The following is a 12,454-nucleotide window of genomic DNA, read 5'->3' as shown; positions in this document are numbered from 1 at the left end:
TTCAGTCGTTCGAGCGTGCCGACCTCATCCTCGCCCATGAGCGTGCTGTAGCCGACCACGTCGGCAGCAAGGATCGCGCTAAGCCTTCGCTCCATGTGCGGTTGTCCTGCCTCCCTAGCTCAAAGCTTCGCTGAGCGTATTCGACTGGCGTTTCGAATGCGAGCATGCTTGGCCTACTGGACAGCGAGATAATGCAACCACGTCGTTTTGAAGACATTGCCCTCATGGCTCAGCCTTGTGCGAAACCGGATGTTGCCGCATGGCTGATGTGGGTCGAGATCGGCCTCTGTCGTTCTTAACTGGCCACAAGCGGACTTACTGGTCCCGGCCCCAAGGCTGCCGGTCAGCAATGCGCCTCATTTCGGTCGTTCAGGCCGCGCTGACGGTTTCCTGAAAGCTGCCTGTCCGTTCAGCCTATTGTCCGGCGAGGAGATCGGCACAATTCGGCATCCGCCATCGTAACCGCAATTCGTCATCTCTCACCGGGTTGACAATCGCTCCTCAGGCGCCATGCTGCAGTGCAACATGGCTAGCTACGAAACCAGCATCATCAAATCGTCGCGCATCGAATGCCTGGACGGGCTTCGCGCGCTTGCGGCGATCTGGGTGCTGGTCGGGCACTGCATGCTTTTGACCGGCTGGCAAATTCCGATCGTCAGCGAGCCGGATCTCGGCGTCGACCTGTTCATCATGCTGTCCGGCTTCCTGATGGTGTTCCACTATCAGCTGCGCCAGGAAAAGGAGCCTTGGCAAAGACCGGAAACCTGGCTGAAATTCTGGACGCGCCGCTATTTCAGGATTGCGCCGCTGTTCTATGTCATGCTTTTCCTGGCGCTGGCGCTTGGCCCCTATCTCTACGATTGCAGGATCATCATCGACGATTTCCTCTCCAGATCGCACCAGGCGCCGGAACGCTACCTCGACGGCAGCCTGAAAAACATCGTCGCTCATCTCACCTTCCTGTTTGGGCTGGTGCCGAACCTCGCCTATCGCACGCCGCTGCCTGACTGGAGCCTGGGGCTGGAGATGCAGTTCTATGCCGTGTTCCCGGCCGTCATGCTGCTGGTGCGCAGGCTGGACTGGATCAGGAGCGCCCTTGTGGTCGCGGCGGCCGGCTGCGTCATCGTGTTTGCGATGCGGCTGTTGTCGATCCATTTTCCGATGCCGTCCTTTCTGCCGCTGAAGATGCAGATATTCCTGTGCGGGATGCTGCTGGCCGGAGTCGTGCATCAGAGCCAGCCGCGATCTATCCTGTACTTGGCACTGGCGCTGCTGCTGGCGGCGCTGCCCTTTGGCGGCGACCAGGGGCTGGGCAAGCTTCTGGTGCGCGAAGCGCTGGTGGCGGGCTTCTTTGCGCTGGTTCTCTACCGCATGCTGCCTGGAAGGGCGGGAACGCTGGCGCGAGCGATCGCCGTTACGCTCAGCAACCGGTTCTTCCACCTGATGGGCGAGCTTTCCTTCAGCATCTACCTGATCCATCTGCTGGTGCTGCAGCCCGTCGCGGCGTTCGTCATCAGTGAGTTCGACCACCAACTGTCGGCGCCGCTGCGCTTCGCCATCGTCGTTGCCGTTGTGCTGCCGACGGTGACGTTGCTGTCCTGGATCACCTACACTCTGATCGAGGTCCCCGGCCAGAAGGCGGGCCGCTTCGTCGTCCAGCGCTTTGGCCGGAAAACTGCGCCGGTGCTCGAGAAGACCCCGGCGGAGTAGGGCGCCAAGTCAGCCAGTTCCCTCGATTGAATTCACCTACGACTGTGTCACGCCCTCTTGTGTGCGGCGAGATGAAGGCCGATGCCGCAGCAGGGACCGGATAATGTTGTCGTAGATGTAATTGGCGACAAGCGCGAGGCCACGAGAATGAGACAGGGCCAGATCAGCTTGTCGTCAACTGTCGCTTTGACGAATTTTTCCGAAGTTCAGCTTAAGACGGTGCGCCGACTCAGCCGGAACGGGCAGGCAAACCCTTCCCCTGCGCTGGCGCATGTCGCGGCGATTTCCTGCTGTGGTGGATAAGGCAACCGAACCGATGATCAAGATGAACATAGGGGCTGACTAGGCTAAGCGCTGGCGAGATCAAGCGGTACGCGGGGAGAAAAGGCGCTTGTCGCCCGCAACCTGTTCATGGGCAGTGGTTTTGGCGGTGATAATCATCTTGGCTGGTCTGATCGGGCACAAGGCCCACATCCTGCTGTAGTCTTCGGATCAATGGATTGCGCCAGCCCTCGATCGGGTGCATCTGCAAAGCAAAAGCCCGCCGCGTCTGGGCCGAGAGCGGCGGGCCGTCTTATTGCCGAGAGTTGAGCGCCCCTGCCACATGCAACTTTCGCGTTGGTGCACGAGTGCGGGCACATTCGACGAAAGCGATGCGCCTCGCGTCTGCCGTTTGGATCAGCTTCGCCATTGCCTCGCGCCCGCCGGTCGGCTGGCTGTCGAGGTGGCTGCCGATCAGCAGCGGCGGCAGGGTGGCATCCGTGCCCTCGCGGCGGATGAAAAGGTTTGCCATGGCGTCCTGGAAAACCGCGAAGCCGCGCGCGAGCGCCAATTCCGCCAACAGGCGCCGGGCGCCGCGATCCTCGATGCTGAACGCCTGTCGGTTTACGCCACCGGCTGGCGTCGCGCCGATCCGGGCGAAGGCATCGAGCCGGCCCAGCAGCCGCTCGCCGTCGATCTCCGGCACTAAAGTCACCGCTTGAGGCCGCGGATGAAGGCCTTCACCCGTTGCGGATCGACCTGATTCCACCACACTCCATCATATTTCAGCGAGCTGGGGACAATGACGCCGTCGACGATGTCCAAGATATCGTTGGCGTTGTCGGGTGTCACCCCGCTGCCGACAAGCGTCGGCAGTCCGGCGGCGTCCTTGATCATCCTGATGTAGCTGAGGTCGGCGGCGTGGCCAGTGCGCTGGCCGGTGGCGATCACCGCGTCGGCATCGAAGAACACGAGGTCCTTGACCTGCTCCTCGATCGGCCGGTCGCCGACGATCGCGTGGGCGCCATGCTTGACATGCGCGTCGGCGAAGATGCGGATGCCATTGGCCCGAAGCCTAGCGCGGAAACGCATGGCGCGCGCCGCTTCGCCTTCGATAAGGCCCTCATTGGCGACATAGGCGTTGGCCCATTGATTGACGCGCACGAAGGAAGCACCGGAGGCACTGGCGATCGAAAGCGCGGGAATGGAGGCATTGGCAAGCACATTGATGCCGATCGGCCGGCCGAGTTCTCTGCGGATCCGGTCTGAGACGACAGACATGTAGGCTGAAGTTCGACATGCCGGGGGCGGCATTCTCTCCCGATATGGTCAAAACCGTCGAGGAGGCCGCCAATACCCTACAGCTGCCGCACAAACAGATGATCTCGGGTGCATTCCATGACGCGCTGTTCCTCGCCCGGGTGGCGCCTGCCGTGATGATCTTTGTGCCGTGCCGTGACGGGCTGAGCCACAACGAGGCGGAATATGTGGAGCCTGCCTACGCGGTTACCGGCGCGCGGGTTCTGCTTCAAGCGGCCACCGTCGCCGCCTCTTAGGCAGCGACGGTGGCACAGGCGTGCTGGCGTGAAGAGGCAACCTGTGGAGGTGCCCGTCCGTCATTTCGTGACGTCGGCGGGCTGCAACGGGTGGTCAAGGCCGCCGAGCTGCGGCGGATTGATCGCGGACGTATGATCGGCCCACATTCAACACCTGCCCCAGCAGAAAAGCCCACCAGATCCCTAGGCCGTCATTGACGCCGTGGTTGATAAGGCGGTGACGATCTCGTCGGCTTGTCGACATAGCGATCTGCTGGGCCGCCTCGGCCACCGGCAGGGAATCCCCACGCCCGCCATGGACCTTGCCCGTGCCGATCGCGAGTAACTGGTCGAGGTGTGCCTTCCAGCCGTCCAGCGTCAGGTGTGGTGCGCCGTAGCCCCACATCGTTGCGGGTCCGTCGCGGGTCAGCCAATCTGGCAAGCTGTTACATCAGGGACGCGGTCGCCAGACGACTGCGAACGCCGTTCGGCTTCTGGTCGCCAACGTACTCGACATTCGTGTCTACCAGACGATCGCTGTCGATCCCGGCTGCGGTCAAGATATCCTCGACCGCCTTCAGGCGCTGCTTGGCCAGTTCCTTGTTTGTCTTTGCAGCGTCGGCGCCGGTGAGTTCCATGGCCGCGAGAGCCGTCAGTTCGACATTGCAACGTGAGTCTCGGATGCTGGCGGCGAACTTCTCGAGGTCGGCCTTGACCCGCGGTGAAATCACATAGGACTGGCTATAGAAAAACAGGTCGACCTGCACAGGGCTGCGCTTCTCATATTGCCGGCAAGATATGCCTTGCTTTGGCAGCGTGTACAGTATCGCGCTCCGCGCCGTATTGGTGTCGGCGGCGCCGTCGTCAACCCAATGCGAAAGCACCAGCACCATTTCGGGCTTGACGCCTTGCGCCTTGAGAAAATCGCCGGTTGCATCGAGCCTGAGACCAGCGATGTCGTAGGCTTTGTTGTAGTTGCCTTCCTTGCTCGCCGTTGCGTAGAGCCGGTAGCCGCAATCATGCCCAGCATCCTTGACGAAAGCCGCCAGGGCCTTCGCGGATTCCTCGGATATCTTGCCTTCACCTTTTTTGAAGAGGACGCGATGTGCATTCCACTGCGTGCATTTAGACCCCACGTCGCGTTCCTGGGCGGCCGCGCCGAAAGACATTGCGCATCCGGTAATGACAATAAATGCCAGAACAAGGCCGAGTGATTTCTTCATTGTCTTGGCGCCTCCACGCGGACTTAATCTACTACCGCACTTAAAAGTCGACAATGCGCGACGCGTCCCGACAACCCGCGCCCCTCAGTCCCACACCAGCAACAGCTTGCGCCAGAAAGCATTGGACGGCATCGGCTTCGAGCCGAATGGCAGCCGGATTGCCAGATAGATCGTCAGCCACTTGCGATCGACCTCCCGGGTCGAAACTTTCAGGTCATGCAGTTCGAACGGTCTCGAGACGCGCGTCCATCCCGAGAATGACAGCGCGCCGACAGGTGCATCGTGTTTCCACACGAGTTTTTCTTCCTGCCTGCCGAGCGCCATGGCGAACTCGAATGGGGATGCTTCATCGTGGGCGATCTCCACTGTCGCGATGACACTTCTGGCAAAGGCCGGGAAGGCCGAATTGAGGGCGGCAACAACCGGACCGTGCGTATTCGGCCGCAGGAATATACCGCCATTGTCGCCGGCGATGAGCAGCGTCGGCAGCTCGGAGGGATAATCCGTCACAAGCGCCGCACGCTTCAGGTCATCATTGGTCATTCGGCGGGTGCGTTGGCGCTGTTGGGGTGCGTTGAGGCGCGGGCGCCTGGCATCGTTCGAAACGACATGGCGGATATGGACGCTTGAAAAGCCGCCGAGGACGCGCGCCTCCGGGCGGCTGCCGCCGCATTTGACTGCCAACAACAAATCGCGTCGGCCGGTAGCCGGCGAACTGACCATCGCCCCTATCTCACGCGCTTCGTGCCGTCGGCTGACATCAGCCCAACCGCTCCCGCTGCCATCCTCAAGCAGCCGGGCGAAATTGCTGAAGGTCTGGTTTTCTGCGTCTACGATCGCGAGCTGAAACTGCGCAGAGCCCGTCAGTTCCTCGTCGAGGTAAACCCAACACGTCGCGCCTACGGTGCCCGGCGGGCAGACTCCCTTCAGCAAAGCCATGGTGACATTGCTGCCCCTGGCTTCGAGGAACAACTGGTCTGGAGACAGTTCGACATAGCTCAGCAGGTCCGGATCGGCATCCGGATACGAACCGACATGAGCTAGGCGCATGGGCTCGGCGGAAAGATACTGCTCGCTGTACAGCGAGGAATTCAACTCGGGCACCGTCTCTCCGGTCGCCGCGTTGAGTATTTCAACCACACCCACAGCAAAGTCGCTTCGTCCTGCACGGGCGAGAAGCGAAATTGCGGTATCCGCCCTGCCTTCGCGTGCCGCGATCTCGGCCAGCAACTGCATGGCGTCCGCGGTATTGGCGGGACCTGTACTCAACCTGAGATACCGCTCGTCGTTAACCCGCAGCTCCAGATTCCAGAGGTTGAGCTCCTTCTCATGATTATCGGTGTTCGAGCTGATGGCGAGTTGCACGAACATTTCTGTTTTCGCGAATCGATGCTTTCGAAAGACAGCGATGATCGGCTTGCGATTCCTCAGCCACTCGGCATTTCGGTTCATGCCCGTCGGTGCCGACCGGTACCAATAGAGCGGCTCCGGGACGGGGACGATCTCCAGGCCTGCCAGATCCGCGCGAAGGAAAAACTCCCAGTCGCTTGCGGAAAACCCCCGCTCTTCGTTGAGGTAACCTATCTTGTCGAACACCTCACGCCGGAACATCGCATTGGCATCGCCATACGGATTGTTGAGCATGGCGATGTCCGTCGGCCCGCCGACCGGGAAGTAGAGCACATAGCCGCTCCTGGTGTCCGGCGGCACGAAGGGCTCGTTGAGCCACTTGGCGAAGGTCGTGCAGATATCGGCGCCGGAATTTTGCATGCCGGCGACGAACGTACTGACGGCGTTTGGGAACAGCACGTTGTCGTCGTCCAGGAACAGGATCAGCGAACCCCTGGCGGCGCGGATACCGGTGTTGCGCGCCTTGCCGAGGAAGCCGTTCTTCTGCTGGATGATCCGCCATCCTCGCTGCTCGAACTCCGGTTCGAGTTCCGCCAACAGGTTGATTGCATCGGGATCGGTGCTGCCGTCATCGACGACAATCAATTCGATGTTGGGATAGTCCTGGCGTCGAACCGAGGCAATCGCCTGCGGCAACAGGTGCACCCGGTTGTAGTGCGCAGTGATGATCGAAACGAGCGGCCGTTGGCTCCGCCTGCGACTGGAGACCTTGCCGGGTTCGCGGGAGAATTTCGCGTGCAGCCCGCTCCAGGCTTTCTCGAGCGCTTCCCGCTTTTGCAGGGGCTTTGCCGGACGAAACGATCGGCTTTCCAGCACAGACGCTATTTTGGCCGCGATGGCGGAGGCCGACGCATCCATCAGGACGGCATCGGCCGACTTCGGATGGAGCACGTCACGAATGCTGCCGACATCTGTCGCAATGAACGGGATCTCTTCGTTAAGGCACGTCATCACTTCCAGCGGCAGCTGAGCCGCTGAGTGCGTCATCGCCACCAGAGCATGACTCTGCCGCAGGTATCTATAGATGTCAGGCTCATCTCGAATGGGCAGGAGCTTCAATTTGAACGGCCATTGCCGCGCACGCCGAACGATCATGCCACCCGAATGCTCGCCCAGGACATGACCAAACGCGCCGACTACCGTCACTGTCAGATCGGTGACGCCGCTGTCGGCCAGACGATCGAGCGCATCGCAGAACAGCGTCAGCCCATCGCGCGCCTCTGTGCCTGAAAAATGAATCACTTCGGCGGTTGGCCGATCCCGCGGCCTGTAGTGATCGACAGCGAAGTTGGAACGCCACTCCTCCGGCTCGAGGGGCGCAGCAATGTGATGGCTGGTGGGCAACTTCCATCCCGCCTTGGCCATCCAGTCGAGCAGCGACTGGCCAGCGATGACAAGATGGTCGCACGTCTCGGCCGACCTCTTTTCCATGTGCGCGACGGTCATCTGCTCCTTGCGTTCGACCGCCCGTGAATTGGCTTCCAGCTTCCACACAAGGGGCTCATGTGCGAGCACGATGATCGTAGGAGGATCGGGAAAGACACCTGTGCGCTTCGCAAGGGTGGAGAAATGCGCCAGTCCGCCTTCAAGCGCAAAATAGACGACGTCGAATGCATTCTGCTTGAGGTAGTGGTAGGCGGCCAATGAGTTCTTGTCGCAGGACTCCGTGCCGCGCAGCAACTCGGGCGAGGGCGGCAACAATTCGAGCCGCACCAGGAAATTGTCGAAGCACCATTTGCCCAGCCTGACTATTTCCTGATCATCGGGCTGGCTGCCGAGCGGGCTCGGCGCCCAAAGCAGCGTCACGGTATCGCCGGTTCCGGCCAGATGCTGCGCCAGCGCGTAGGTTACCGACCCGTGATCGCCAGTCGCCGTCGAGCCGAACTCAACCTCCGAAACGACACACACATTGCGAGGCTTATGGCTTGCCTGTCGCTTGCCCGTGGGCATGGCGCCTGCCTTGGAACCAATGCTCAATGACCCCCCCTTGTCAGCCCGCTTCGTTCGAAACAGTCTTGCCAACAGTTGGATAACACTTTGATAATCGTTTCGCGGGACTCTCAGCAGCGTACCTGCCTTTCGCGTAAACTGGTTGATGACCTCGGATGGTTGAACTTCGATCCCCAAAACATCTCGCGCGACTGGACGACCGGCGCATTGACGTGACCGATGGCGAGATCTTGTGCTTTGTCGGACTGCGCAACGAAGCCCAATTGCTGCGGCAACTTCTCGACCACTACCGCGGCCTGGGCGTCGATCGGTTCTTCTTCCTGGACAATGGCTCCACGGATGGGACCCGCGAATTGATCCTGGAGCAGCCGGACAGCCACTGCTTCCACACGGAAGGATCGCATTTCGCTGAAAACATCGATCCGCCGCGATGGATCAACACGCTCATGAATGTGTTCGGCACCGGCCATTGGTGCCTTTCGATCGACGCCGACGAACTTCTCGTCTATCCCGATTTTGAGCGGGCAAATCTCCAGCAGCTTTGCAGCTACCTCGATTCGACCGGCGTCGACGCTGTCATAGGCTCCATGATCGACATGTACGCCGATGGCCCGTTGGCCGAATACAGCTATGATGGCAAGATCCCGCTTGTTGAAGCTTCACCCTACTTCGACCCGGAGCCGGGATGGCTGCGCCCGCGCGACGGTATGTACCCACCCGAGCAGATGTTCGGTGGCGTGAGGGAACGGGTCTTCTGGCACGGCCGGTTCAAGCAAACTTTTCCCCCGTGCCTGACAAAGGTGCCGATCGTGAAATGGGGGCGCGGCACGCGTTATCACGTCGCACAGCACACGATCAGCAAGGTCCGATTCAGCGAACTGCGCGTCGCATTGCTGCACTTCAAATTCGTCTGGGGATTCCGCCAGAAATCAGCGTCGTCTCTGAGTGAAAATGCGCAGCTCAAGGAAAAGACGCTTGAGGAGCGCGCTGCCTACATGGAGGCCTTGGAGCGCAATCCGAAACTCGCGCTTCGGAACCAAAGCTCCGTCTGCTATCGGGGTGACGGCGCGCAACTCGTCGAACTCGGCTGGATGACGACCTCGGAGCCCTTCGCCGGTTTCGTTTCGACCCTGGCCATGCAACACCAGCGCAGCGACTACGCCACCTGATTTGCTCGAACTACTGAGGGAAAATCCGGCTGATGCTTATCCGCCGTAGCGGCCGCCACCTTCACCGTGGCCTTTGCCCTCTTCACCGCCCGCAAACTGGCCCAAACTGTTGAGAGCAAGCGCCTTGCAGGCTGTCGGAGCGTTCGGGTACCGGTGCAGATAATCCTCAAGTGCCTCGATGGTGCCGGTTTTAAGGGCCTGCTCGCAGGCAAGCTCGGCTTCCTTGACGCCAACTTCGGTCTTCGCCTGCGCCGCGTCAGAAAAAGCGACGCTCAACCCCAGCAGACTAAGTCCACCCAACAGTAGAGAATGAATCCTACGCATAACGCACCCCACCTACTCAACCCACTGAAACATTAGCGTCTGTTAACGTTTTGTCAACCATTCTTGGAAGGTTCCACCAACGTGGTTAACGCGCACGACCGATGAACGGGCCTGGCTTGCGCTCGGATCTCCCTGGTCTGGTTGGATCGACGTTTAGTCGCTGAACAGTGTCAGCGTGCGGAAGAACGCATTCGTGGGAAAACCGTTGGACGTTGCGGTGAAACGAACGGCGAGAACGATTGAAAGCAGCATCTTCCTTCGTGTGCGAAGCGTTGCCACCAAGTGATGACGCACAAATCTGTCTTCGATGCTCATCCAGCCTGAGAAGGCGATCGTTTGCTTGCCGATGTCCTGTTGCCAATCTATGGGCTGGTCGGGTCGAGCAAGGGCGAGAGCAAAATCCATCGCCGGCGCATCGGCATGAGCGATTTCGACGGATGCTTCAACCTTCCGGAAGAAGGCTGGAAAATGATGATCAAGCGATGCAGCGACCGGGCCGTCCGCATGCGGACGCAAGAACACCCCGCCGTCGTCCGGTGCGACAAGCAGCAGCGGGAGAGCCGAGACGCGGGGTGTAAGCAACCGCGCACTCCGCAGCATGTCGTAGTCGAGAATGATAGAACCGCCGCCGACATCAGGACGGTCGGCGGCATTGTGGTCTGTGGCGGGGCGCCCAAGCAAAGTGGCAGCCGTATCGGGGCGGCCGATCGACCCAGCAATGCTGGCAAGCTTCTCTATGGCCGCATCGCTGTTCGGCTCGATGCCGCAAAGCTCCAGATATTTCCGATTGCCGGGGGTATATTTCAGGTTTTCACGGGCACTTTCAATTTCAGACCGGTGCGCGTTCTGGGCAATGGCCAAATGATGCAGCAGGCGGGCGCCATCGGGCAGGCTCGACCTGAACGCCTCCAGGATGGGAAGCCGGTTGTCGTACCAGTTCGACGTCCGAAACATGCCATCCGGTTTCGAGCGATACCAGTATAGCGGCTTTGGAATCGTCCTGATCTTGAGACCGGCGAGAGAGGCTCGGGCAAAGAATTCCCAGTCGTGCATGGCGTAGCCCGGCTTTTCGATCAAGAACCCGATCCGCGAGAAGACAGACCGGCGCATAATCGCATTCGCGTCACCGTAGACGTTATGGATCAGGCCGAGCGCGTCGGGACCACCCAGAGGCAGGTACTGGATCAGCCCGTCGGCGCGATGTTCGGGCACGAAATCCTCGTAGAAGATCAGTTGGAACGCAGTGCAGATGTCGGCATCCGATGTAGCCATCGCACGCACGAAATGATCGACGGCCTCCGCAAACAGCGCGTTGTCGTCGTCGACGAACAGGATCAGCTCGCCATGCGAAGCGCGGATGCCGGCATTTCGCGCCGCACCGAGGTGCTTGTGCGGTCGGCGCAGAATCTTCCACCCGCGCTGACGGAAGGTAGGTTCCAGCGTATCCAGCAATCGCCTGACTTCATCCAGGTCGCTTCCGTCGTCGACCAGAACCAGTTCCAGGTGATCATAGGTTTGCGCTTCGATCGCAGCGATTGCCTGTTCCAGATAGAGCGGCCGGTTGCGATGGGCCATGACAATAGAGACCAAGGGTGACGACCCGGCACTTTTGTCGACGCGCCAGCGCCTAGTTGGCGTCGGCAAGTTGCGCGTATCCAGCCAGGACTGCCGACATTGGCTCAGGCTGTCGACAGGCAGTGGGCGAGGCGGGTCATCGAGCGCCGCCGAAATGGCCTGCGCCAACGTGGCGGCATCAGGATCGACCAGCCGCGGCTGCCTCGCCTGCGCACACCAGCGCTCGGCGTTCGCGTCCACATTGGTCGCAACGAAAGGCAATCCCGCCTCGATGCATGCGGCAACGGTGCCGCCCGTCGATGCGGCGCGGGCGGGGATGACGGCAATCGCGCCGGCCCGCGCGACGTAGTCGAGCTTTGCGGCGGGGCTTGCGTGCGCCAACAGGTTGACCTTGAACGGCCACCGCTCGGCGCGTCTCAGCAGCAGTCCACCGCTGTGCTCGCCCATGATCTTTCCAAATGGACCGAATGCGGTGACCGTCAGCCCTTTTGGCGCCATTGGCGCTATGATGTCGAGCGCGTCGCAAAGCAGCGTCAGGCCATCGCGGAAGCGCCATCCGGCCAAGACGGCAAGTTCTCCGCCCGTCGACGATCGCGCACCGGCTGGAGCGAGACGATCCTGCAACGGCAACATCGGCGTCACGATCGCCTTCTTCACCTTCCAACCCTTCGACAACATCCAGTGTCGCAAGGCTGCGGACACACAGATCGTCCGGTTCGCCATCTCGGCGCAGTATTTCTCCATAAAGGCGACGGCAATCACCTCGGTGCTGTCGAAGAACGCCTTGTCGGCTTCATGTTCCCATTCTTCCGGAGCGTGAGCGACGACCACGATCGGCGGCGCGGCAAAAGCCGCAGTCTCGACAGCCAGCAGCGTGTAGTAAAGCAGCCCGCCCTCAAGGGGCGCGTAGACCAAATCGTGGCCGGACCGTTCGAGATAATGCAGCACAGCGGCGGACCGGCTCTCGGGTGTCGTCAGCGAAGGAAGCAGCTGATCGGACTTGTCGAGAATCACCAGCCGCACCGATGCCGCCTCCAGCTCGCGGTGGCGCGCGGCCTCCTCCGTTGGAGCATCCCTGCCTGGAACCCATAGCAGGGTGACGTCGTCCCCCTCTTCGGCAAAAAGCCTGGCCAACTCGACCATGGCGCCATCTTCGCCGCCATGGTCGATTGCATTCGTCACGACGCAGACCCGGCGAGGCTTGCCTTCCTTTGACCTCCTCTGCTCCTTGCCACCAACGGCCATCCGACTTCCTCTGATCCAAATCCGCCGATTGCGCTACGCAGCACAGTCATCT

General features: G+C 60.8%; 7 protein-coding genes and 3 pseudogenes. 3 read left to right on the top strand and 7 right to left on the bottom strand.

Annotation, left to right across the window (positions count from 1 at the left end):
- The first annotated feature begins 525 nt into the window (after window positions 1–525).
- Complete coding sequence (locus NKI37_RS02055) at window positions 526–1,710, top strand: acyltransferase family protein (protein WP_352788209.1); 1,185 nt, start codon at window positions 526–528, stop codon at window positions 1,708–1,710.
- Between the two features lie 697 nt (window positions 1,711–2,407).
- On the opposite strand, the pseudogene NKI37_RS02050 reads toward NKI37_RS02055, so the two are convergent.
- Together NKI37_RS02050 and NKI37_RS02045 are read right to left on the bottom strand one after the other, a co-directional pair.
- Window positions 2,408–2,686: pseudogene (locus tag NKI37_RS02050) on the bottom strand (Zn-dependent hydrolase); the annotation flags it as partial.
- Window positions 2,683–3,264: pseudogene (locus NKI37_RS02045) on the bottom strand (BtpA/SgcQ family protein); the annotation flags it as partial. The pseudogenes NKI37_RS02050 and NKI37_RS02045, both read right to left, overlap by 4 nt.
- Here NKI37_RS02045 and NKI37_RS02040 point away from each other — a divergent pair.
- A pseudogene (locus NKI37_RS02040) lies at window positions 3,261–3,527 on the top strand (M20/M25/M40 family metallo-hydrolase); the annotation flags it as partial. The pseudogenes NKI37_RS02045 and NKI37_RS02040 sit on opposite strands and share 4 nt — an antisense overlap.
- Window positions 3,528–3,621: 94 nt before the next feature.
- Here NKI37_RS02040 and NKI37_RS02035 read toward each other — a convergent pair.
- The 3 genes from NKI37_RS02035 to NKI37_RS02025 form a co-directional block, all read right to left on the bottom strand.
- Complete coding sequence (locus NKI37_RS02035; protein ID WP_023807750.1) at window positions 3,622–3,912, bottom strand: hypothetical protein; 291 nt, start codon at window positions 3,910–3,912, stop codon at window positions 3,622–3,624.
- A 40-nt stretch (window positions 3,913–3,952) separates the two neighbouring features.
- Window positions 3,953–4,729 (bottom strand): OmpA family protein, encoded by a 777-nt coding sequence (locus tag NKI37_RS02030; RefSeq protein WP_023807749.1) that lies wholly within the window; start codon window positions 4,727–4,729, stop codon window positions 3,953–3,955.
- A gap of 84 nt (window positions 4,730–4,813) precedes the next feature.
- The gene (locus NKI37_RS02025) at window positions 4,814–8,116 is read right to left on the bottom strand and encodes a DUF6212 domain-containing protein (RefSeq protein ID WP_155921712.1); all 3,303 of its coding nucleotides are present in this window, start codon (window positions 8,114–8,116) and stop codon (window positions 4,814–4,816) included.
- A 128-nt stretch (window positions 8,117–8,244) separates the two neighbouring features.
- Between NKI37_RS02025 and NKI37_RS02020 the strand changes: the two genes are divergently transcribed.
- Window positions 8,245–9,258: a glycosyltransferase family 2 protein gene (locus tag NKI37_RS02020; RefSeq protein WP_023685755.1), complete on the top strand. Its 1,014-nt coding sequence runs from the start codon at window positions 8,245–8,247 to the stop codon at window positions 9,256–9,258.
- A gap of 36 nt (window positions 9,259–9,294) precedes the next feature.
- On the opposite strand, the gene NKI37_RS02015 is transcribed toward NKI37_RS02020, so the two are convergent.
- Window positions 9,295–9,582 (bottom strand): hypothetical protein, encoded by a 288-nt coding sequence (locus NKI37_RS02015; RefSeq protein WP_023707299.1) that lies wholly within the window; start codon window positions 9,580–9,582, stop codon window positions 9,295–9,297.
- 153 nt (window positions 9,583–9,735) lie between these two features.
- A complete protein-coding gene (locus NKI37_RS02010) occupies window positions 9,736–12,300 on the bottom strand; it encodes a DUF6212 domain-containing protein (RefSeq protein ID WP_196814113.1) in 2,565 nt (854 codons plus the stop codon).
- Window positions 12,301–12,454: the final 154 nt, after the last annotated feature.

The organism is Mesorhizobium sp. M0626, assembly GCF_040320665.1.
GTDB lineage: Bacteria > Pseudomonadota > Alphaproteobacteria > Rhizobiales > Rhizobiaceae > Mesorhizobium.
This window is presented reverse-complemented; position numbering and strand designations above follow the sequence as displayed.

What these genes read in the sequence shown, in the direction of transcription:
- NKI37_RS02055 (WP_352788209.1), top strand. Translation starts at nt 526, where the DNA reads ATGGCTAGCTACGAAACCAGCATCATCAAATCGTCGCGCATCGAATGC.
- NKI37_RS02035 (WP_023807750.1), bottom strand. Translation starts at nt 3,912, where the DNA reads ATGTGGGGCTACGGCGCACCACACCTGACGCTGGACGGCTGGAAGGCA.
- NKI37_RS02030 (WP_023807749.1), bottom strand. Translation starts at nt 4,729, where the DNA reads ATGAAGAAATCACTCGGCCTTGTTCTGGCATTTATTGTCATTACCGGA.
- NKI37_RS02020 (WP_023685755.1), top strand. Translation starts at nt 8,245, where the DNA reads ATGGTTGAACTTCGATCCCCAAAACATCTCGCGCGACTGGACGACCGG.
- NKI37_RS02015 (WP_023707299.1), bottom strand. Translation starts at nt 9,582, where the DNA reads ATGCGTAGGATTCATTCTCTACTGTTGGGTGGACTTAGTCTGCTGGGG.
- NKI37_RS02010 (WP_196814113.1), bottom strand. Translation starts at nt 12,300, where the DNA reads ATGGTCGAGTTGGCCAGGCTTTTTGCCGAAGAGGGGGACGACGTCACC.